This window comes from Candidatus Binatia bacterium, assembly GCA_029248525.1.
Classification (GTDB): Bacteria; Desulfobacterota; Binatia; order UBA12015; family UBA12015; genus UBA12015.
The window spans coordinates 101,658-124,342 of record JAQWJE010000043.1; the positions used below are offsets into that span (position 1 = coordinate 101,658).

Annotated in this window: 18 protein-coding genes; 8 read left to right on the forward strand and 10 right to left on the reverse strand. The window is 61.4% G+C overall.

What is annotated here, in order from left to right; all coding sequences use genetic code 11:
* Positions 1-29: 29 nt before the first annotated feature.
* The 8 genes from P8K07_10730 to P8K07_10765 all read right to left on the reverse strand — a co-directional run bounded on the left by P8K07_10730 (position 30) and on the right by P8K07_10765 (position 10,403).
* Complete coding sequence (locus P8K07_10730; protein ID MDG1958992.1) at positions 30-1,205, reverse strand: acyl-CoA dehydrogenase family protein; 1,176 nt, start codon at positions 1,203-1,205, stop codon at positions 30-32.
* Positions 1,206-1,325: 120 nt separating this feature from the next.
* Positions 1,326-2,213: an SPFH domain-containing protein gene (locus tag P8K07_10735; protein MDG1958993.1), complete on the reverse strand. Its 888-nt coding sequence runs from the start codon at positions 2,211-2,213 to the stop codon at positions 1,326-1,328.
* 73 nt (positions 2,214-2,286) lie between these two features.
* A complete protein-coding gene (locus tag P8K07_10740; protein MDG1958994.1) occupies positions 2,287-2,958 on the reverse strand; it encodes a Coq4 family protein in 672 nt (223 codons plus the stop codon).
* Entirely contained in the window at positions 2,955-4,625 is a 1,671-nt protein-coding gene (locus P8K07_10745; GenBank protein MDG1958995.1) for an amidohydrolase family protein, read from the reverse strand. The genes P8K07_10740 and P8K07_10745 overlap by 4 nt, the downstream gene beginning before the upstream one ends.
* 24 nt (positions 4,626-4,649) lie before the next feature.
* Positions 4,650-5,654, reverse strand: coding sequence for an endonuclease/exonuclease/phosphatase family protein (locus P8K07_10750; GenBank protein ID MDG1958996.1), 1,005 nt, complete (start codon positions 5,652-5,654; stop codon positions 4,650-4,652).
* 1 nt (position 5,655) lies between these two features.
* Positions 5,656-7,377, reverse strand: coding sequence for an amidohydrolase family protein (locus P8K07_10755; GenBank protein MDG1958997.1), 1,722 nt, complete (start codon positions 7,375-7,377; stop codon positions 5,656-5,658).
* Between the two features lie 106 nt (positions 7,378-7,483).
* Entirely contained in the window at positions 7,484-9,439 is a 1,956-nt protein-coding gene (locus P8K07_10760; protein MDG1958998.1) for an alpha/beta fold hydrolase, read from the reverse strand.
* Positions 9,414-10,403, reverse strand: coding sequence for a DUF4105 domain-containing protein (locus P8K07_10765; GenBank protein MDG1958999.1), 990 nt, complete (start codon positions 10,401-10,403; stop codon positions 9,414-9,416). The genes P8K07_10760 and P8K07_10765 overlap by 26 nt, the downstream gene beginning before the upstream one ends.
* 84 nt (positions 10,404-10,487) lie before the next feature.
* On the opposite strand from P8K07_10765, the gene P8K07_10770 reads away from it, so the two are divergent.
* Positions 10,488-11,783 carry an MFS transporter gene (locus tag P8K07_10770; GenBank protein MDG1959000.1) on the forward strand — a complete coding sequence of 432 codons (1,296 nt, stop codon included), beginning with the start codon at positions 10,488-10,490 and terminating at the stop codon, positions 11,781-11,783.
* A gap of 12 nt (positions 11,784-11,795) precedes the next feature.
* Here the strand turns inward: P8K07_10770 and P8K07_10775 are convergent, their stop codons facing one another.
* Positions 11,796-12,674 (reverse strand): aldo/keto reductase, encoded by an 879-nt coding sequence (locus tag P8K07_10775; protein MDG1959001.1) that lies wholly within the window; start codon positions 12,672-12,674, stop codon positions 11,796-11,798.
* 70 nt (positions 12,675-12,744) lie between these two features.
* Complete coding sequence (locus P8K07_10780; GenBank protein MDG1959002.1) at positions 12,745-14,181, reverse strand: MFS transporter; 1,437 nt, start codon at positions 14,179-14,181, stop codon at positions 12,745-12,747.
* Between the two features lie 169 nt (positions 14,182-14,350).
* On the opposite strand from P8K07_10780, the gene P8K07_10785 reads away from it, so the two are divergent.
* The 7 genes from P8K07_10785 (at position 14,351) to P8K07_10815 (ending at position 22,666) form a co-directional block, all read left to right on the forward strand.
* On the forward strand, positions 14,351-14,803 hold the full coding sequence (locus P8K07_10785; GenBank protein ID MDG1959003.1) for a VOC family protein: 453 nt from the start codon (positions 14,351-14,353) through the stop codon (positions 14,801-14,803).
* Positions 14,804-15,523 carry a response regulator transcription factor gene (locus tag P8K07_10790; protein ID MDG1959004.1) on the forward strand — a complete coding sequence of 240 codons (720 nt, stop codon included), beginning with the start codon at positions 14,804-14,806 and terminating at the stop codon, positions 15,521-15,523.
* A complete protein-coding gene (locus P8K07_10795) occupies positions 15,520-16,869 on the forward strand; it encodes an ATP-binding protein (protein ID MDG1959005.1) in 1,350 nt (449 codons plus the stop codon). Before P8K07_10790 ends, P8K07_10795 begins: the two co-directional genes overlap by 4 nt.
* A 64-nt stretch (positions 16,870-16,933) precedes the next feature.
* The gene (locus tag P8K07_10800; GenBank protein MDG1959006.1) at positions 16,934-19,009 is read left to right on the forward strand and encodes a DUF1588 domain-containing protein; all 2,076 of its coding nucleotides are present in this window, start codon (positions 16,934-16,936) and stop codon (positions 19,007-19,009) included.
* On the forward strand, positions 19,006-20,343 hold the full coding sequence (locus P8K07_10805) for a DUF1552 domain-containing protein (GenBank protein ID MDG1959007.1): 1,338 nt from the start codon (positions 19,006-19,008) through the stop codon (positions 20,341-20,343). The genes P8K07_10800 and P8K07_10805 overlap by 4 nt, the downstream gene beginning before the upstream one ends.
* Entirely contained in the window at positions 20,343-21,536 is a 1,194-nt protein-coding gene (locus P8K07_10810) for a hypothetical protein (protein MDG1959008.1), read from the forward strand. Before P8K07_10805 ends, P8K07_10810 begins: the two co-directional genes overlap by 1 nt.
* The gene (locus P8K07_10815; GenBank protein ID MDG1959009.1) at positions 21,536-22,666 is read left to right on the forward strand and encodes a hypothetical protein; all 1,131 of its coding nucleotides are present in this window, start codon (positions 21,536-21,538) and stop codon (positions 22,664-22,666) included. Before P8K07_10810 ends, P8K07_10815 begins: the two co-directional genes overlap by 1 nt.
* Positions 22,667-22,685: the final 19 nt, after the last annotated feature.

Consider the following 22,685-nt stretch of genomic DNA (forward strand, 5'->3'; position numbering starts at 1 on the left):
CCGAAGTCCGGCGAACCTCGCGTAAACGATCAGAAGTTTCGTGGCAGACCGAGACCGCGAGTCGCGATGATATTTTTCTGGATCTCGCTGGCACCGCCACCGATGGTATCCACGACCGTATAGCGGTAGCTCCGCTCGAACCGGCCGTCGATCGGAGCCTCGTCTGAGTCGGGGCGCAGAACCGCGTCCGGGCCCATCATGTCCAAGGCCGCATTTGCGGCTCGCTGACCGCTCTCGTTCATGAAGAGCTTGTAGTAGGATGCCTCCACCGTCGGAATAGCATCCCGCAAAGCCTTGGACACCACCAACCGCTGGAGATTCCTCGAGACCTGTAGTTCCGTCGCGATTTGCGCGACCCGCCGGCGAACTTCGTTATCTTCCTGAAGGGGTTTGCCATCCCGCGTCGACGTTCGCGCCCAATCAACGATCGCCTCGACCTTCTTCTCCAGAACCCCAATCGGCATCATGGTGAAGCGTTCGAGATCAAGTGCCTCACAGACGTAAATGAAGCCCTGTCCCACCTCGCCGACAACATGGTCGTCGGGCACGAAGACGTCATCAAAAAAAACTGCGTTCGTACGCTCGTCGCCGATCGTATCAATGGGGTCGATCTTGAGGTTGGGATGATCCATCGGGATCAGAAACAACGTGATGCCGCGATGCTTGTTGTCGGGATCCGTGCGCGCCCCTACCCAATACCAGTCTGCAAAATGTGCCGATGTCGTCCAGGTCTTCTGGCCGTTGAGCATCCAGCCATCGCCGACCTTGTCCGCTTTCAGCTGCATGCTTGCGGCGTCGGAGCCGGCGCCGGGCTCGCTGTAGCCGATGGCGAACTCAACCTCGCCGCGCATGATCTTGGGGAGGAATTTATTCTTCAAAAACTCGGAGCCATGGCGAATCAGGGTCTTGCCGACCTTGCCGACCGATTTCCCGGGCTGCGGTGCACCAAACCGAGCAAGCATCTCGCAGAGAATGAAATCATAGATTCCCGACCGCGCCTGCCCGCCATATTCCTTGGGCCAGGACATGCCGAGCCAACCGTTTTCCCCCAACTGCTGGATAAAGCGGCGTTTCGCAGGCGTGTCGACGGTTTGTGATAACTGCTCGCCTTGGGGATCGAAAATCTCCGGGGAAGCCACACTTTCCAAAAACGTGCGGACTTCATCCTTAAACTTCAGCTCTTCGGGACCGAGATCAAAATCCATGGGCAAAAGCCTATCAGCACCCTGAGCGGAGTGCACGAAAGAATCTCGGCGCAAAATACCAAACGCACGGCGAGGACAACGGGCCCGACCAGGCCCGTTGCGCCGATATTCTTCCAGTGGCTATTTGTCCTCGCCAAGGTGCATCAACGGCAGTGGCGTAGGACTGTCGGAATTGAGGAAATAAACCTTGGCAGCCGGGTCCTTGGAAATCGACTCGAGCGCCTGCAAGGCCTGCAATTTCACGTAGTTCGGGTTATCACCGATCGCTTTATTGATACTGGCAATCTCATACGCTCGCGCATCGGCGAGGACTCGACGCATCGCGGCTTCCTCTTCGGCCGCGCCTCTTTCGGCTTGCGCTTGGGCGATCTTTTGTTGCTGCTCGGTTCGGAACCTTTCCAGTTCGGCTTTTTGTTTTTCGACTTCCTGTTCCCGTTCCTTTTTCTCCTCGATCGCCTTGGCGATGAACGGCGGCAGCGAAATATCACGGATCAGGACCGCATCTACCTGCACACCCTTGGGGGTCAGGTACTCCTGCATGCCCAGAAGGATAGCCGCCTGCAGTTTTTCCTGAGTCTCTTCGAGGAAGAAATCTTCTGCTCGCCGCACGGTCTTGCCCTGCTCCCGGATCAACGAGCGAAGCTTCGGAACAAGTTGCACCCGAAGCACATCCGTCAAGGTCCCGGTCTCCCTCAAAATCCGAGGGGTATCTTCGCGGATGATATTATACTGCACGCTCACATCGACCTGCGTCTGGAGCTGATCCTGACTGGGGACCTGAGCCTTCTCGAGGTGTGTCTTTTCGCGCACATCATAGGAGCGGAAATCGTAGAGGGGGTTGACCGGAATATGCAGCCCGGCCTCATAAGGATCCTCGAGGACATCGCCGAAAAGCGTCGCCACAGCCACGTGCCCCGGCGGGACGCTCTCATAGAACCGACTTCCCACCAAAACCAGAACGATCATCACGATGGGCACTGCCAAACCTGCAAAAGTACTTTTGTTCATATCTCCCCCTGTCACAATCCATGCCGCAGGACCAACCCCGCCCCGCCAAACCGCCCCAAACGGGCCTGACCGCTCAGTCCAGCTGGAACTTCTGGCGCAGTTCGAGGAGCGAGTCGCCCCAATGGTCTTCCCATTGTACTCCCAGAAGACACTTCGCGCGACGGCCCAGCGCCCAACCTTCGGTGATCGCATCCATCACGGGCGGCAGCAGTTCCGGCTGATAGAGGACCATCTGCAAAGGCCGGCTGGCAATGATCATCGCAGGATAGGGTGCCGGCGTTTGCGCTACCGTAAAACTGACCACACGAACCTCGCCGAGCGGCGTTGTATCGAACCCTGTGAGTACGTGAAAAAGGTCGTGCAGCTGAAAGCCTCTCTCGGCAAGGTGCCCAACGTCTTCGCCACGCGCTCGATGGGCCGGAATGAAGGCGGATTCGCGCAGCAGGTTGGCATCGAGCTCGTTATCGTCCAGATAATGGGCAAAGGTTCGACCGAGGGTTCCCTCCGGCAGATTACGGAGCGCATCGACATCCGGCGAAGGGCTCAAATACCGGTCCGCAAGCATCTGCTCGGCAGCCGGATTCTTGCGAGCCAGCGCGTCGAATCCGTTCAAGGCATCCGGGTCGCCGTGTTCCATATAGTCCAGAGCGAGCGGAACCGAGGCTCGTGGGTCCCAACTTTTCAGAGACCGTAAAAGGCTTTCTACCAGTTCGGGCGCGAGATCGGGCGACTCCGGTGCGCTCATGAGCGCACCACCCGCCCGGGCAAGGCACCTTCCGGGTCAACTTGATCCACGCCCTCTTCGCGCAAAACTTCGCCGGCGACCACCACCGCCCGCATTCCTTCAGCCGGTGCAATCAATCGATCGGCGCCTCCGGGAAAATCATGCACGCGCTCCAGTTCGCCGCACCGAACCGTTGCCGGATCAAAGATCGCCAGATCGCCCGTCTGACCGGGTGCGATTCGACCGCGATCAGCAAGGCCGAAGAGATCGGCGGGCTCGGAGGTGAGCTTGCGGACAGCCTCCTCCATCGAGAGGACCTCTTTCTCTCGCACCCAGTGGCCCAAAAGGTGCGTCGAGGCACCGGCATCGCAAAGCTGGCTGGCGTGCGCGCCCGCATCCGAGAGTCCCAAAACCACGGTTTTGTCCGACAACAACTCGGCAACGACGTCCTCGTCCCGATTGGCGACCGCCATTCGGAAGGAGACCGCCAGTTCTGTCTCGAGGGCGAGATCCAACATGGCCAGCACCGGCGACTGTCCCTTTCGCGCGCCCACATCCGTCACCGAGACTCCTGCAAGACTGTCATCGGTCGGGTGTCGCGACACCCACATATGATCCATCGAGAAAATCCCGATGGTCTTTTGGGTGGCCTCCTCGAATGCAGCACGGAAATCAGGGTCCGAGTACAGGCGCATCTTGCCAGCCTTGTCGGCCGCAAATGCAGGCTTCATCGCCGGGATACTGCCGAAGGGAAACGGGGCGCCCATATCAAATTCGAGCATCAAGGGTCGACCCGTTACCTGCGGATAGACCTCGATTCCGGCGGCCTGATGCTCTGCGGTTTTCTCCAGCACCTTGCGGTGCCCATCGGGGCCGAACAAGCCGCCGAGCAGCGCGGTCCAGGTCACCGGACGCCCGATCCGCTGCTGAATTTCAGCCAACTCATCGAAAAGGAGGCCCTGCCCGATCGTCGACTGGAAGGTGCCCTTGCCAGCTTCTCGCAAACAATCCCCCAGCGCGAGAATTTCCTCGTGTGCCGCCATCCGGCTGGGGACCGGGTTGCCATCATAACCTACATGAGTCGGTGCCTTCGAGGTCGCGAAGCCTAGCGCTCCCTCCGCGAGGGCAGCGGCAACCAGAACCCGCATCTCCTCGATCTCTTCGGGACTCGCTTCGCGCGACACGGCGTCTTCTCCCATCACCCAGGTCCGGATCGGGGTATGCCCGACCATGGCGCCGACATGGATCGCCGTACCGCGAGACTCGATCGCCGACAGGAATTCTCCGAACGTGCTGAAAGGCCATTCCGCACCCAATCCTGCCTGCAGAGCATCCAGCGACATTCCCTCGACGTTCTCGAGGGTCCGCAGGATCAAATCGCGATCACGTGGCTTGGTCGGTGCCACACCAAAGCCACAGTTCCCGAGAATCACGGTCGTCACTCCATGCCAGGGCGAAATCGTCATCATCCGATCCCAGAACACCTGTGCGTCGTAGTGCGTGTGAATGTCGACAAACCCGGGAGCGACTATCGCACCTTCGGCATCCACCTCGCGAGCCCCCTGCCCCTTCAAGGCACCGATATCCACGATACGGCCGCCACGCACGCCCACATCCCCGCGGAATGCAGCCGCACCCGTTCCATCGACAACCGTGCCCCCTCGCACGAGAAGATCGTACTCTGCCATGAATTCTGTCCTCTTTCCCTCTACTTAATTACACTGCAAGTCGACCTGGACGCCGACATGATCCGACGGCCAGCAAACCGGATTCGGAAGCGGACCGCACGTCGGAGCAAACGGATTTGGTGCGTCTGCAAACAGAGCCGTTCTGGCGCCATCTCCGTCCGGATCACCGGCCGGCTCGATCCTGCCGGAACATCCGGCGCCCGGCAGGCTCGGCACCACGAAAATAAAGTCGATGCGAACCGACTCCCCGAGCGCCGGCGATTCCAGACCTTCGAGGCTGCCGTCTTCGCGACCGGCAGTGCAGCCGATACCGGTTGTCGGATCACACTCCGGGTGACCAGCCTCCAGATACGCATCAGCCCAGCCACGTTCGGTAAATTGTCGATAGGTAAAACTGCCCGGGCGGGCATTGAAATCACCCGCAACAAGCGCCGGATTCGGTCCCTCATGGCGTTCTTCAATCCATTGGGCCATCTGGACCGCCTGGCACTCCCTGCGGGTTCCGGCCCCTGCATCCTCACAGACGGCCGGACAGTCGATGGCATCGCAGCGATCCCTGCCGCCATCAGCACCAGAGGCAAGGTGCGTGGAGAAGACGTCGACCGGCCCGGTCGGATGGTCCACCTGCACATGCAAGACGGCTCGAAACTCGCCAAAGAGCCGCAACTGGTCCGCTTGCAGAATCGGATAACGCGAAAGCACGGTTTCGTCGTCCACTCTCAGCAAAACGTCGCCTTGCACGACGTCATAAGGGAAGGGACAAACCGTCGCCGCCCAGCTCTCGAGGAGGTCGACGGAAGGGGGAAAAATCTCCTGCAGCGTCACCACGTCAGGGCACCCGGCGTCCCGCACCCACGCCGCCAGGAGTTCCGATCGATCCTCCAGTCGGCACGATGCACTCTCGGCCGGGCAAAAAATACCGTGCAGAAAATTAAGATTGGCCAGCGTGATATGCGGCGCAGGCGAACTCGATCCCCCACATCCCGCCAGAACCAACGCAATCAGGATTGCCTCGACACGCCCTCGCATTCTATGCCCGCGGATCCGGGCGGGCACCGCGCAGCAACCGACCCCGCCTCGTTCCGGTGCCCTCGCCATCGATAAAAGCCACTTCGCCGCTGATCACGCTGTAGCGATAGCCGCTGGCACGCTGCAGCAAGCGACGTCCGTTGGCCGGCAAGTCACGCACGACCTGCGGCGCGTGCAAAGCCAGCGCATCGAAATCGATCACATTCACGTCAGCCTTCATGCCGGGCGCGAGCAGTCCGCGGTCCTTCAGTCCCACCAAATCAGCCCCCCCGCGCGTCAGCTTCTGGATCACCCACTCCAAGGGCAGCTTCTCGCCCCGCGCGCGATCACGTACCCAATGCGTCAGCATTGTCGTCGGAAAGCTCCCGTCGCAGACGGTGCCGCAATGCGCGCCGGCATCACTCAGTCCGAAAGATGCCTGCGGATGGGTGAGCATTTCTCGAACCATCTCGAGATCCCCATCGAGATAGTTCATCAATGGAAAATACAGCAGCGCGTTCCCGTCTTCCTCGGAGAGCCAATCGAGCAGAACCTCCTGCGGGGTTACCCCTCGCCGGGTCGCCTCCGCTGCGGCGCTGGTGGAAGGATGAGGTTCGTAGTCGGGCGGATCGTTCAACCGAAACATCTTGCCAAAACTGCCGAATAGCACCCCCACAATTGTGGACGGATCGATCTCGACCGTTTCCGCCAGCAAGCGCGACCGAAACTCCGGATCGCGGAGTGCTGCGGCTCTCTCCGCCAGAGGTTTGTCGGCAAGCTCGTAGAACGTCTGGTGCAGAAGAAAGGGGTGCAGCGTCACATCGAGACCCATGACGACACCGGTCGCACGGGCCGGCACCTGCCCCCGCATCGGCAACCCGTCGCGAGCCGCAGCCGCGATGCCTTCGAGCACGTTTTTCCAGATTTCCGGATGGCGATCATCCTGTTCGATCGTCATCGAGAGGGGTCGGCCGGAAACCTCCGCCATGCCTCGAATCATGGCGAACTCCGGTTCGAAATCGTGAAAATCGGCAATCAACTGCAGGACGCCTTTGCCGGTTTTGCCCATGGCCCGTGCAATGCCCTGCAACTCCTCGCCCGCCACCCCGAAACTTGGTGTCGGCTGCCCGGCCTTGTCGCGATGCTTCTCGGTGCGAGAAGTCGTGAATCCGAGCGCGCCCGCCTCCACCGCTTCGCATACCAGAGCCGACATTTCTTCGATCTCGGCAGGTGTGGCCTTCGCAAGCTCCGCACCCCGGTCGCCCATCACATACGCACGCAAGGCGCCGTGCGGGACCTGTACGCCGACGTCCATCGCCAGAGGCGAGGCTTCGACGGCATCCATGAACTCGGGGAATGTTTCCCAATTCCAGCGGATGCCGGCGGCAAGCGCAGTCCCGGGAATATCCTCGACGCCCTCCATCAATCCGATCAGCCAGTCGCGACGATCCGGCGCGCAAGGCGCGAAGCCGACGCCGCAGTTGCCCATCACCACAGTGGTGACGCCATGGAAACTCGAAGGCCGCAATTCCGGATCCCAGGTGACCTGCCCGTCGTAATGCGTGTGCACGTCGACAAAACCCGGAGTCACCAAATCGCCATCGGCGTCGATCTCGATTTTTCCCGGCGAGGTGACCTCACCGACCGCCACGATCGTCTCTCCATCGATCGCGATATCCGCGTCCACCGCCGGCGCACCTGAACCATCGACAACTTTTCCCCTGCGAATTACCAGATCGTGCATACCTGTCCCCTCTCGGAATCATCGAGACTAGACCATAGGACCGGGGTTCGGAAAGCATTTCCGCACAACCGGCAGAATCGGGCCACTGTGGGTCTCTGTAAAGCCCCTATCGGGCAACGGATTCGGTTGCGTTTGCGGGGGGTTGCTTGCCATCGGGCGCCTCGAGATGACGCAGCAAAATTCGCTTCACTTCGGCCACGGTATGAGGATTCGACTGCAGGGAATGGCTGGAACGAATGATCACTTCAGATTCCGCCGCCTCCAGATGGGCGCTATCGTAGGCGACCACGCCATCATTTCCGCGCCTCGCAAAGCCTTCGCCCTGAACCCCGATGACCGAATGTACGGGCACGCGACTCGACATCGGGACTTCCGCCATGATCGTGTTGAACCGACTGTTCGGCACCATATTATCGACCGCGGTGAGGGCCCCCACGGGTTGCACTTCGAAAGGATTATCCCCCTTCGCGAGAGCCTGTGCCGGCACCACAAACAACTGCCAGGGCAACTGCACGATCCGTTGCGAAACCCGCACCATCCCGGATCCCATCTTGCCGAGCCGGCCGCCGGCCACAAAGCTGCCACGATGAGGGGTGGCCAGGAAGATCGCTCGCGTCACTTCCGGTAGAGGTTTGAAAATCAGAATCTCCCGCAGATCCACCACGCCCTCGACGTCCGTATCTTCGGGTCCGGGCACATTCAGGCCCAGCGACTTGTAGTCGATCACTGTCGAATCCGAAATCGCCAGACGCACCAGAAGGCCGCCCTGACTGTGGCCGATCAAAACAATCTCGCGCAACGCCGGGTCTTCGCCTTCAGGGTCAAGGCGCGCGACAAGACTTGTGATCGACTCGCGGAGCAGCGCCGTCGAATAGACGATTGGATTGCCGCTATTATAAGTAAAAAACCAGAATTGATACCGGTCGCCCAGTTGCGGATCGTTGCGCAACTCATTGACCAAACCGGCCCATCGCCCCGGGCTCGAAGCCGTTCCGTGCACCAGAATCACCGGAATCCGGCCGGGCGCATACGGCTCGATCATCCCGAGCCCAGCAAGTTCGGCGTCTTCGTTGATCCCGAAAAAAGACCCGATTTCCCGGCGGAGCGGTGAGCTCTCCCCGAGCAGATGAGCATAGGCGGTCGTTGTCTGGGCCTCGAGAGGCACGGACTCACCGCGGACTTCGATGCTGCCCTCCTTGAGAGGGTCCAGCAACTCCAACCGTCCCGTCGCTGTGCCCGCAGCCACATCCGACAGGCTCCCCTCGATTCGCAAAAATGCCGTCGCGGGAATCGCCAGATTCTCCGGGAAGGGATCCGGGGAGCCTGGCTCCGCGGGGCGACGCTCCGCAATCAAGGGTGCGCCCATTCCGGGGCGACGATAGCTGGCGGCCAATCCTTCCACTTCAAATTCGTCGGCCGGCAAAAACACGTCGAAGCTGACGCCATGGGGCCAGGTCACCGAGGTCCGCGGGACTTCGATCCGGATGTCACCCACGGGGAGTTTTCGGACGCCGGCGATCGGTTCGAAAGCGCCAGTCTCTGCCGAGCGAAACGCACGCGGTAGCGCTCGGTTGTAGACATCTGCGGCGATCCTGGTTCGCGGATCCCATTTATCCTGAGCGGTTTCCTGACGGTCGAAGAGATAGAGATAGGCGTAAACAGCTGCTCCCAGATAGGCCGCGCGATCATCGTTTTTCTGTCCGATCAGAAAAGAGATTTCAGCCAGGGCGAGGATCTGGTCCTGCGAAGGTTTGCGCAGAGCCTGCCCATACAGCCCCGAGAGAGCAAGTCGCGGGGATTTCTCGTAAATCGGATCGAGGGCCGCCCGGCTCAGAACAATGCGGGTGAACCGACTCGGCTCGCCCGAATCCAGAACGCTGGCCGAGTCCTGCTGATAAACGTCGCGCGGGCCAACCCGACGGGCCGTTACCGGAGAGCCGCATCCTGCCAGAAAAACGAGACAGGCGAGTATCAAGGAAATATGTGCGCGTACCACACCCAGACATTGCGGGTCTGCGCGCTCCTGCGCAAGCCCCTCAGGGCTGTGGTTCGGCAAAGCCACCCGGTAATCCCTCGCGGATCCTGCGAGAATAATCCCCGTCCAGTGGCGAGCCCGAGACTTTCTCGTCAAAACGACTTTTCGCCCGCAATTCCGCCATCGGAAGCGACCCATCCAGCGCCCCACGCTCGTAGCCCAATTCGTCGATTCGTCCGTTCACCAACAATCGAGGATCCCAAAAATTTCCGCGACCCACATGCTGCATATGAACGCGAATGGTCGTCGTGCAGTTCTGCGCCGCTGCATTATACCAGGCAGGATCGACCGCGAGAGCATTGATCCCTTCCACGTAGTCGAGCAGCAATGCCCTTGCCGTCGCCGGATCCAGATTCAGGCGGTACATATAGAGGTCTTCGCCCCGGTAATTGGATCGAACCCCGAGAACATCACGCTCATCGGCGACGACATAGTAGAGTTCATATTGTCGAAAGAACCCGAGCACCGCGGAATAGGACTCACCTTCTTCCTTCCGGGTCTCGATCGAGATTGCGAGCGGCGGGCCCTCGGCGAACTCCCAACTCATAATCGTATGCGCGATATAGGGAGATCCCCAGTAGGACAGAACCAGGTTGACGCCCAATAACTGGTCCAGATTCCAAGTTCGGGTCTCCCAGTTCACGTCGAAATCCGTCTCGCTTCGGTAGTGAAAGTTTCGCACATTGCGGATGGTGAGGCGTGAACCTTCGATGACAGCCTCGGCTGGATGGGCAACGTCCGCCATCCAGGGTCGATCCTGCTGCGGCGGGATCTGCACCCACCAGACCAGCACCAGGCCCAGCAATCCGAAAAAGCCCGCGCAACCGGTTCGGCGCGACCGGTGGAAGAAAAGGAGATAGAGGGAAGCTCCGGCAAAAGTCAACGCCAGCAGTGCCCGCAAGGACTTTGCCTCCGGACCGTCCACAAAAAGAGCTGCCGTGCCGAAAAGAACCAGAGGCATCGACAATATACTCAGAATCCGCAGCAACACGGGTATCGATTAACACGACAGGATTTTTTTCGGAAGAATCCGCTGCGGCTCGCAACTCGCGACAGACTGTTCTACTCCTGCCGCATGTCGAAGCAGAATCCCGCCCCCTTTGCGCCCAGCGCAGGCTACTCCAGCTTTGTTCTGATCGTATTATTGCTCGCCTACATCCTGAATTTTGTCGACCGGCAGGTTCTGGCGCTGGTCGCCGAGGACGTCAAGGCCGATATGGGCCTGACCGATTCCCAGCTCGGGTGGCTGCTGGGCCCCGCCTTTGTTCTTTTTTATACGCTCGCCGGACTTCCGCTTGCGCGCCTTGCCGATCGCACCTCGCGAAAGAATGTGGTCGCTGTCGGGCTCGCGGTATGGAGCGGCATGACCGCACTCTGCGGCGCCGCGATGACCTTTCCCCAGTTGCTGTTCGCCCGTTTTGGCGTCGGCATTGGCGAAGCTGCCGGAACGCCGCCTTCGCACTCTCTGATTGCCGACTATTTTCCACCCGAACGGCGCGCCACTGCTCTCGGGATCTACGGGTGGGGCATCTTCTTCGGCACGGGATTCGGCTTTGCGCTGGGCGGCATTCTGCTGGAAACTTTCAGCTGGAGAGCTGCGTTTTATATCGCGGGTGCGGTGGGAATTCCGGTGGCTCTCGTTCTGGGGCTGACGGTTCGCGAACCACCTCCGGGGGTTTCCGACGGAGCCGTCGAAGTCGAAACCCCCGCGATGAGCGAGGTTGTGCGCACCCTCTTTGCCCGACGGAGCTTTCCCCTGCTCATGATCGCCGCCTCCTGTCAGGCTTTCCTCGGCTATACGATCCTGTCATGGGGCGCGACGTTCTTGCGGCGTTGCCTCGAACTCTCCGGGCGAGACGCGGGAATTCAGTTCGGCCTCGCAGCCGCGATCTCCGGCGCGATCGGCGTCACCCTGGGCGGATTGCTCGCCGACCGACTCTCCCGTCGAGATGCCCGTTGGTTCGTCTGGATTTCAGCCGCGGGCTCCTTGCTCGCCCTACCCTTCGCGCTGGCATTTGCATGGGCCGAGAGTGCACCTCTCGCTATCGCGGTATTTTGTCCGTTCTACCTGCTCAACAACCTCTACGTCAGTTCGCTCTGGACGCTGGTCCAGAATCTGGTCTCCCCCCGCATGCGATCCATGGCGGCCGCGACGCAACTCACCGTACTCAATATCGTGGGACTCGGCGCCGGCCCGCTGGTCGCCGGCTACGTCAGCGAGGTGCTGGAACCGGAATACGGTGTGGATGGATTGCGTATCGCCCTGACGATCGCCGCCGTGGTCGGCAGCGCGGCGGCCATTTTCTTCCTGATGGCCGGACGTTCCCTGCGCGAGGATCTCGCACGCGTAAACCCCACGGGCAATGCGTGAGCCCCGATCGCCCTAGATGGACTCGAGGGCACCCGGTGAAAACAGGGGCTCGAGTTTCTCGCGGACCTGCAGTTCTTCGATCTCGGCCGGCGCCGGGCATTCGCGGCGATTCGCCGCCGCCCCCAGGATATCGGGAAGCAAGGTCGCATCACTCGAGGAATTGAGAAAGGTTCCCGGGCGATCCAGCACCCAGGCAACCAGCATCGCGATGTCTTCGGGGTCGCGTAGCGGCTCGTACCAACTGAATTTGCGAGCCTCATCATCCTGCCACCGGCGTCGCGCGACGGCCTTGATCGTCTGCAACGCGACCTCGCGCTCTGCACAAACTTTGGCGAGTGCCTCGAAATCTGCGGCATAGTCCGGCTGGGCCATCATCATCGGGTTATAGGGTAAAAGGACGGCGTCGAAAGGAAATCGCTCCAGACTTTGTCGATGGCGGGCAGCCACCTGAGTCCCGTGCCCGGTGACACCGATAAACCGGCAGAGCCCTTCCTCACGCGCCTTTACCAGCGCCTCAACCGCTCCCCCCGGAGCAAAGGCCTGCTCCCATTCCGATTCATCCACCAGATTATGAAGCTGGATCATGTCGACGGAGTCGATCTTCATCCGCTCAAGCGATCTTTCCAGACTCGCTCGTGCCCCGGGGCCGTCACGCTCGCCTGCCTTGGTCGCCAGGAAAAACTCGTCCCGGTGGCGCTCCAGCCACGGCGCCAAACGATCTTCGGCCGCACCATAGGAGGCCGCGACGTCGATATGGTTCACCCCGGACTGCCGCAACAAATCCAGAACCCCCTCGGCCCGATCGGGCTTCATCCCCCCCAGAGCGGCGGCCCCGAAAAGAATTCGACTACTTTGATGCCCGGTTTTGCCAAAGGGGATTCGCTCGATCATGTCCATAGTATGGACCAAAGCGCGCAACCGATCGAGTCGATCGACGCCGAAACCCCGGGCTTGGTGCGTCCTATTTCGAGCGCCGCGCCTCAAGCTGTTTCTGAATATCGAGATAACGCTCTCGGGTGATGCTGTAACGGGTCAGGAAAAAGAATCCGGCGACATAGAAGAGAATCATGCCCGGACCCGCGACGATGCCCAACCAGAAGATCTTTTCCGGCGAAACCGTTGCCACAGAGGCCTGCAAGGGGAAATCGATCCATTCAATCGCCATGCCGCCCATCAGATTCCCGACCCCGCCGACGGCCTTGAGGGCAAAAGCATTCGCAGCGCCAAAGACACCTTCCTGCCGGATACCTGTCTCCAGTTCACTCTCATCGATGGTGTCCATGAACATCGAACCCAGAAGAATCCCCATCGCCACCGCCGGGATCAGCGACACCATCAGATGAACCGTAATCAGTGGCAGGAGCATCGGGCTCCCGTTCTCAGGAAGCAATCCGAGCAACCGTCCCGCCACCGGCAGCGGCCCCCAGACGAGGAGAAACGCCGCGATTCCGATCGCCGTGCGGCGCTTGTCGGACAGGCGCGTGACAGGACGGGTCGCCACCACCGCCACCAGCACGGCAACCGCGAGGAAGAGTCCGAGCCGAGCGATATCCGCGTCGGTAAACTCCCAGAAATAAGTGTTCATGTAGAGGCCGAAGACCTCCTGAAAATTCGCAGCCGCCGATACGATGATACCGCCAAAAAGAATCATTCGGAACGATTCATTCCGGAGCGCGTTGGTGATCTCGCCCCAGAAAGCACGGAACCCCAGCGGCGTGGCTTCGGCGACACGTAGCTGCGGCACCAGGCGCTGGGTCCCGGCAGTCGCGATGAACATCCCGATCGCCGCAATCCATGCGCCCCAGAAGCCGATCGCCTGGTAAGCCTCCGGATTCATCCGCCCGCCGGGAACCGCCGGGATCAGAACGAGCCACGCCAACTGGGTCAAACCGAGTCCCCCTACCCAACCGAGCAGGAAACTGATCGAGATCAATCCGGTCCGTTCGTCATAATCATAGGTCATCTCGGGCAGAAGGGCGTTGCGCGGAATCATATGGAGGGTGAGCGATTGCCGGACGGCGATCGACAACCCCGTCATCCAGAAAAAGAGCTCCGTCTCGCCCAGCCCGGCGGGCGGCGAGAGCAGGCCGTAGACCGATAACCCCATCGGCAGAATCGCGGCATACATCCAGGGGTGACGACGGCCCCAGCGGCTGCGCGTATGATCGGATAAATAGCCCACCAGAGGATCCGAGACCGCATCGAAGCACATCGCCAGAAAGAGTGCGGTACCCGCAAGCGAGCCCGGCAACCCCAACACACCCGTATAGTAGAACAGAAGAAAGGTGTTGAAGACCGAGTTCTTCACACCCTCGGCCATCGCCCCCGATCCGTAGGCGAATTTCAGAAAGGCCGGGACCTTTCCATGATTGCCCGCGGAAGATCCCTTTGAATCCATGCCCCTGCCTAGCTCACATCCCCCCGGAACCTGCAAGCAGCTCGCGGCCGAACGTTGCCGCACGGCGACTCCGTTTCGAATCTCGTTTCGCCGGTGGCGCACCGCGCCTGCCCTCCAAACGAAAACGCGAGCATCGACTTTTGCCGCCGTTCCTGAAATCCAGAGAGGTATGCTGCGGTTCAACCATATGGAATTGACTCTGCCGCCGGGCCATCTCACCCGAGATCGCGAGGCGATTTCCACTTTCTACAACGAGATCTTCGATTTCGAATGTTTCGATGTCCCGATCTTCGAGCAACAGGGGCTCCTGCTGCGCACCGATCCCGAGACCAGCCAGTTTCTCCTGATCACGGAACAGGAAAACCACCTGCAATCGCCGGGCTATGACCATTTGGGCTTTCTGTGCGACGACCGAGACAAGGTGGACGAGATTCTGGCCGCGTGCCGCGAACGACAAGCCACCATGCCCGAAATCGAAATCAAGGAGTACGATGATCTGGTCATCGGGCCGACCACCGTCCATGCCTTCTACGTGCGCTACCTTCTGCCGATCTGGTTCGATGTGCAGGTGATCGAATACGCCGACGGCAGCGCGCCCGCGCGCGACTGGCATTTTGGCTGAATGAACCGCCCGGCCCCAGCCGATCGACCGCGTATCCTCCTGGTGGATGACGACGCGGAGCTCTGCGAACTGGTCGCCACTCTCCTCGAGCAAAATGGCATGCAGGTTGACACCAGCCCCGACGGCTCGTCAGGGCTGGCACGGGCGCGCGAAGAATCCCACGATATTCTCATCCTCGATGTCCAGCTCCCGCTACTGAACGGATTCGAAGTTCTGCGCGCCCTGCGCAAGGACTCTTCCCTGCCGGTTCTGATGCTGACCGCACGCGGAAGTGAGGAGGACCGCTTCACCGGCCTCGAGCAAGGTGCGGACGACTATCTGCCCAAACCGTTTCACCCGCGCGAGCTCATCGCTCGGATCCGGGCCATTCTGCGACGCACCCAGAGGTCCGAGGACGCGCCTTCCCCGGAGCGAAAAGTCGGCGATCTCCGCCTGCATACAGGTCGCCGTGAGGTCCGGGCCCATGGGAAATTGCTGAGCTGTACCGGTGCCGAATTCGAGATTTTAGCCTGCCTGATGGCGTCCCCCGGCCACCCGATCGATCGCGAGAATCTGGTGCAAGCCGCACTGGGGCGCGACTACGACCCACGCGACCGCAGCCTCGACGTCCATGTCAGTCATCTTCGGAAACGGCTGCAGGAAGGTGGCGTCGAAGGCGCACGCATCGTGACGGTCCGTGGCGAGGGATATTTGATCGCCCCCGCGGGGAGCCACACATGAATCGACTCTTTCTGAAAATTTTCGTTTGGTTCTCGGCCGCCGGCCTCCTGACCTTCGGGATCAGCATGGGCGTTTGGCAGCTCACCCTGCCGGGCGCTGATGATCCCTTCACGGCCTTCGGGCTCGCGCCACAGTCCGCGCGATTTGCCGACGGGCAGATCGTTGAAGTCGACCGCCTGCACGCGATGCGCGAGCCTCTGAAGTGGGTGGCCGAGCACGGCTTCAACCTCGCCGTCTATCTTCGCAATGGATCGCCCCTTCTCGAGTCGACCGAAAACCTCCCGCCCGAAATGCGCGCACTCGCCCTCGCCAGCATGGAGCGAGAAACCGCTCTGGCACAGGAGGGCCCCTCCGGCTCGCTTCTCTTTGCCTCACTCATCTCCCCCGATCTGGCGATCGTCAGCCAGATCCCGCCGCGACGCCCCGACGCCAGCCTGCAAATTCTGCTTCTGCGCTGGGCCGTGCCGCTCCTCACCGGCCTGCTGCTCTGCCTCGCTCTGGCGCGCTATATCAGCAGCCCGGTGGAAAAGCTGCGAGAGGCCACAGCCCAACTCGCCGCAGGAAATCTCGAGGCACGCCTTGGCGATGCTCTGGGCAACCGGCGCGACGAACTGGCCGATGCCGGCCATGCCTTCGACCAGATGGCGGATCAAATTCAGGAACTGGTCGAGAGCGAACGACGCCTGCTCGGCGATATCTCCCACGAGCTTCGATCGCCCCTGGCCCGCCTTGCCGTCGCGGTCGAACTCGAACGAGGCGCAGCCGAGACGGCCCGTCCGATGCTCGATCGGATCGATCGCGAACGCGAACGCATCGACGAGTTGATCGGCGAACTCCTGCGCCTCACTCGCTTGCGCGAAGGGGCCTCGCTCGAAGCCGAGCAGGCTGTCGACATGGCAGCTCTGGCCCGCGAGGTGGCTCTCGATGCCGAGTTCGAGAGTCAGATCGACAAGCGCCATGTCGATGTCAGCGCCGAGGGTTCGATCCGGGCGCGAGGGGAGGCTTCCCTGCTGCGCAGCGCTCTGGAAAACCTCGTCCGTAACGCATTGCATTATACCGCGCCCGACAGCGCGGTTCGGATCCGTGTCCTCCAGCGCGGCGACCGCATCGAGATCGTGGTCCGCGACCATGGCAGCGGCGTCCCGGCCGACGCCCTGCCACGACTTTTCGCGCCTTTTTACCGGGTCGACGAGTCCCGCACCCGGCAAACCGGGGGCACCGGTCTGGGCCTGGCGATCGTCCAGCATATCGTGGCCCGCCACGGCGGCCAGATCCATGCCGAAAACGCCGAAACCGGTGGTTTGGAGGTCAAAATCGACCTCCCGGCGGCCCTCGGCGATGGTTAAGAAATCTTAGGCTTGGCGGGCCTTGTCAGATGGGCCTGAACAGGCAAATATTCCTGCTCTCTCTATGGATTTTCTGCATCACCTGATTGAAGACCCCGCCTACCGTCACGTGGTCCTGAACCATATTCCGGTGACCGGCTTGCTGGTGGCGGCGATCGTCCTGTTCGCAGGGGTTGTTTTGCGCCAACGGAACCTCTGCCTGATGGGTCTGGCCCTGGTCGCCGGGACCGCCGGCGCCACGCTGATCGTGATGCCGGCCGGGGAAGAAGCCTACCCCATGGTCTACGATACGCTCGGGGGCCCCGCGCGCGAACTACTCGATCGCCACGCAGACCTCGCCGGCAAATGGGCCTATCTCCTGATCGTCAACGCCGCGCTCGCAGCGATCGCGTTCGGACTGGCCGCCCTTCGGCCCCAAACCACCACGCTTGCCAGCGGCCTCGTTGCCCTCACGACCCTGGTCTCGCTGGGATCGGCGTTTGTCATCGCCGAAGCGGGCGGCCGCATTCGCCACCCCGAATTCGCCAACTTTGTCCGGGCGGACCCCGACGCAAAGGTAGTCGGGGGTCCGGTCGCGATGCGACGATTGACCGCCGAACAATTGGCCCGATCGGTCCACGAGGTCTTCGGCGAGGATATCGAAGTCATGGGCCGCTTCGACCCCGAGGTCCGCCACGCCGGCCTGTTGGCCGTGGGCAGCGGGCGGCTGACCGTCAGCCCCGCCGGCTTCGAGCAGAACGAAGCATTGGCGACCAGTATCGCCGAGCAGATCCTGACCGAAGAAAAACGAGAACGAATTATGCCGTGTGTTCCCGCAAGCGAGACCGCGGCGGATGCGACCTGCACGGAAGCCATGATCCGGCAGGTCGGGGAACAACTCTTCCGGCGACCTCTCTCCGAGGAAGAAGTTCAGGTCCGCGTCGATGCCGCCACCCAAACCGCCACCGAGATGGCGGACTTCAACGCCGGACTGGAGCTGGCGCTGGCCAGCCTTCTGGTCGCCCCCGATTTTCTGTTTCGGATCGAGCGCACGGAAGTCGATCCGAGCGATCCCGCGCAAGAGCGCCTCACCGACGACACCTGGGCGACCCGTGCCAGTTTCCTGCTCTGGGATGCACCGCCAGATGCGCAGCTCCGGAAAGCAGCCGCAAGCGGGGCTCTCGCAGACCCGGCCGAACGAGCACGACAGGTCGACCGCATGCTGGCCTCCGAGCGCAGTCAGGACGGCGTGCGAGCATTTTTCGCCGACCTTCTCCGTTTCGAGGATTTACTGAGCACCCCGAAGGACCCTGTTCGCTATACATTTTGGAACCAGCAGATTGCCGACGATGCGCGCGAGCAAACGCTCCGCATTATCGCAGACCACCTGCTGACTCGAGATCTGCCCTACCCCGGCCTTTTCACCACGCGACGCTCCTATCTCACACGCAGCCTGGGCCCGATCTATGCGGTTCCCGTGCGTAGCGCTCGGGGCTGGGAAGACACCGAATTCCCGCCCGGCCATATCCGCACCGGCCTGCTCTCCAACGCTTCTTTCCATATCCTGCACTCGCACCCGGGGCGCAGTTCCCCGACACTGCGCGGTCAGTTCATCCGCGAAGCCCTGCTCTGCCAAACCGTGCCGCCGGCACCTGCCGATGTCGAATTCGCGCTCTTCAATGATGATCAGAACGAAGAGTTGCGCACTGCACGAGAACGACTCGCCATTCATGCCGCGAACGGAAGCTGCCGGAGCTGCCATCAAATGACCGATCCGATCGGCCTTGGCCTCGAATCCTTTGATGGGATCGGGCGTTATCGCACCCGCGAAAACGACGCCGTTATCGATGCCTCGGGCGACCTCGACGGGGTCAGTTTCGAAGACCATATCGGTCTCGCCACAGCTTTCGCCCAACATCCCAAGCTCGGCCCTTGTCTGGTCGAAAATCTCTATCGCTACGCGGTCGGCCGCGAGCAAGTGGAGACCGAGGAGGCGCTGCTTGTGCGTCTGTCTCGGGACTTCACCGAGGAGGGCTACCGAATCCGCCCTCTGCTGCGCGCCATCGTCCTGAGCGACGGCTTTATAACCGCTCCATCCGCAAACCCGCTTGCCAATATCCAGCAAGCGACATCGGGCCCCTTGCCCGGAGGTGATGCATGAAAAATGAATTCACACGAAGGCGATTCCTGCGCGGAACCATGGGAGCGTCGGCATTCGCTCTCGGACTGCCACTCCTCGATATTTTCCTGAACGACAACGGCAGCGCGCTGGCTTCCGGCGCCCCGATGCCGAAACGTTTTGGCACCTGGTTCTGGGGATGCGGGATGAACCCCGAGCGCTGGGACCCCAGGCAGATTGGTTCGGGCTATGAGCTTTCTCCCGAACTCCAACCGGTGGCCGGCATCCGCGACGAGTTGAGCATCATCAGCGGCTCGAGTGTGCTGCTGGCGGGCGAAACGAATCAGGTCCACTACACCGGGATCATGGGCAGCCTGACCGGCGAGGCCCCGACCAAGCACGGGGAGTCGGACCTGCCTACGGTGGACGTTCTGATCGCCGACGAAATAGGCCAATCGACGCGCTTCCGTTCGCTGGAACTGGCCGCTACCGGTGTTGCCAAGCATAGCTACAGCCAGCGGAACCCAAGTGTACAGAACCCCAGTGAAATTTCCCCCCTCTCGCTCTACCAACGCGTCTTCGGTTCGGGGTTCCTCGACCCCAACGCCGCGGATTTCGCGCCGGACCCGCGAGTGATGTTGCGCAAAAGCGCTCTCTCCGCCGTTCTCGCAGATCGCCAGCAGCTCGACGCGGCGCTGGGGGCCACCGATCGCGCACGACTGGACGAGTACTTCACTGCCTTGCGGCAGCTGGAAAAACAATTGGAGCTGCAACTGCAAAAACCGCCCCCTCTGGCCGCCTGCGCCCCAGTCGACAGCCCCGAGAATGCGCCCGCGGGGCTCAACGTCGATAACGTGGTCGAGAACCACAAACTGATGGCCGAAATTCTGGCGATGGCATTGGCCTGCGACCAGACGCGAGTGTTCAATATGGTGTTCTCCGATCGCGCCTCAAGCCTGCATGCGCCGGGAAGTTCCGACACGCACCATACGCTCACCCACGAGGAACCACGGGACGCCGAACTCGGCTACCAGCGCAATGCCACCGACTTCATCCTGAAAACGATGGGTGCCTGGGCCACCTTTGTCGAGACGCTGCGAGCCGTACCCGAGGGCGATGGCACCCTTCTTGACCACTGCCTCGTGATGGCGCACTCCGAGACCTCCGACGCGAATACGCATAGCGTAACCGGCCTGCCCTTCATGATCGCGGGGCGCGCCGGCGGCAAAGTCAAACCCGGCACGCATGTCCGCACCATCGGCGACTCGTCGTCCCGCGTCGCGCTCACGATGCAGCAGGCCATGGGTTTGCGGACGAGTCGCTTCGGCGTCCGCCAGAACGAAACCGCCAAACCCATTACGGAGATCCTGGTCTGATGAAAAAAATAGCCCCGATCGCTCTCGGCCTCGCCGGCCTGCTTCTAATGTCCTGCGAAACCTCCACCACAAACGACAAAGGCGACGGCGACGCAGTATCCGCAACGACATCCGCCAAGGCTCCGGCGAATGAAACCCTCGGCTTTGTCATCTCGGCCTGGCGCGACGAGATTCCGCGCAACGTCGAGGGCGGGTGTCCGGAAGGGCTGAACATCACAGAAGCCGATCACTACAAGGTCGACATTCGAGACTACTATAAACGCGCCAAGGAGATCGGTATGGACGAGGCGTCGGCCGAGCTTTACGGCGGGGACGCCTGCAAGGATCGAACCTCACAACCTGACCCGGGCTATCGCAGCTTCGGCGGACCCACCACGATCGATGGTCTGGACCTCGACGGAAAAAACTCGAGCAAGGACAGCGGCGAGGGATGCGCGCACAACGACTTCGTCGGCCCGAACGGGGAGACCGGGATCGACAACCAGCATTGGCGACTGATGGGATGCACGTTGGGCTACCAACCCGACGGACAGATGGATCGCATGTGGGCCAGCGGGAATTTCATCAAGGAAGGCATCCCGATGCTGATCGAAATCACCGGCGTGGATGATCGTCGTAATGACCCCGAAGTCGAGGTCCGTCTGATGTCCAGCGGAGACTCCGTCTCGGTGGACTCCAACGGACAGGTGGTCCCGCAGCTCAGCATGCAGGAGCACCCCAACGACCGCTACCACAACACGCCCACCCGCGGACGGATCGAGAACGGCATTCTCTACACGGAACCGACCGACCTGTGGCTGCGCGTCAAGCAGCAGGTCATCGACGTGGATTTCCATTACCGGGACGCGCAGATCCGCGCCGAGGTTCTGCCATCGGGCGAGATCCGTGGCATTCTGGGTTTCTACTGGGACGGGGCAAACTTCTTTGATGCGATGAACAACCATAATATCGGCGGCCGCCATAGCGGTCGCATCGGAGCCCATACCCGCGGCTACGCTTGTGCGGGCATGCATTATGAACTCGATCGGGTCATGGATGGACATCCGGACCCCGAGACCGGAAAATGCACGAGCATGTCGACGATGATCCATTTTGCTGCCGTGCCCGCCTTCGTCATCCCGGCGGAGGAGGAGCAGGAGACGACAGCCCCGGCCCAACAGACCCGGCGCGCTGCCGATCAGGAGCAAAGCTGATGAACCGCTCCGGATTGTTGCTCGCAGCCATCTTCGCGGCAACCCTTCTCCCGGCGTGCGAACAAGGCGGCGGGGCTTCGGCCCCACAAGCAGAGCCCCCCATGGCGGCCGCACCCTCCGAAACTCTCGGATTTGTGATCTCGGGCTGGCGCGAAGCAATCCCCGACGACGTCACCGGCGGTTGTCCCGACGGCTTGAATATCACCGAGTTCGAGCACCTGGGCATCGACGAAAAAGCTTTTCGTGCGCGGGCCAAAGAGCTCGGTGGTTACGCAAAGGCCGAAGCGGAAATGCTTCCGGCCGATGCCTGCAAGGCACGCAAAGCGGTTCCGGATCCCGGCTTCCGCACGTTTGAGGGCCCGGCGATCGTCGCCGGACTGGACCTTGATGGCGAGAACACCAATACGAACGCCGGCACAGCCGCTTGCCCGCATGCTGATTTCACTGGCCCCGACGGGGCTACCGGCATCGACAACCAATACTGGCGGGCCTACGGCTGCGTCGCAGCCCACCAACCCGGCGGGCTGGCCGACCGCATGTATGCCAGCGGAAACTTCATCCGCGAGGGCATCCCGATGCTGGTGGAAATCACCGGCGTCGATGATCGTCGCAACGATGATGAGATCGAGATTCGCATCCTCTCCAGCGCAGATACCGTCTCGCTCGATGCCAACAACAAGGTGATCCCGCAGCTAAGCATGCGGGCGCATGAAGAAGCCCGATATCGCAACACGCCCACACGGGCCCGTATCGTGGACGGCATCATCACCAGTGAGCCGACCGACCTCTACCTGCGATTCAAACAGCAGGTCATCGACAATGAATTTTACTACAAGGACGCCCGGATTCGAGCCGAACTCCTCGACGACGGCAGCCTGCGCGGCGTCATCGGCTTCTATTGGGACACCGACAACCTGCATGATGTGATGAACAACCACATGATCGGGGAGAACTTTCATAGCGGCCGCATTGCTGCCTCCACCCGAGGCTATATGTGCGCGGGCATGGACTATGCACTCGACCGGATGGCCGACGGCCACCCGGATCCGGAAACCGGGAAATGCACCAGCCTCTCGGGAGCCAACCTCTTCGAGGCCATTCCCGCATTTGTCATCATGCCGGAAGCCTGAATTGCCCCCTACCACCTGC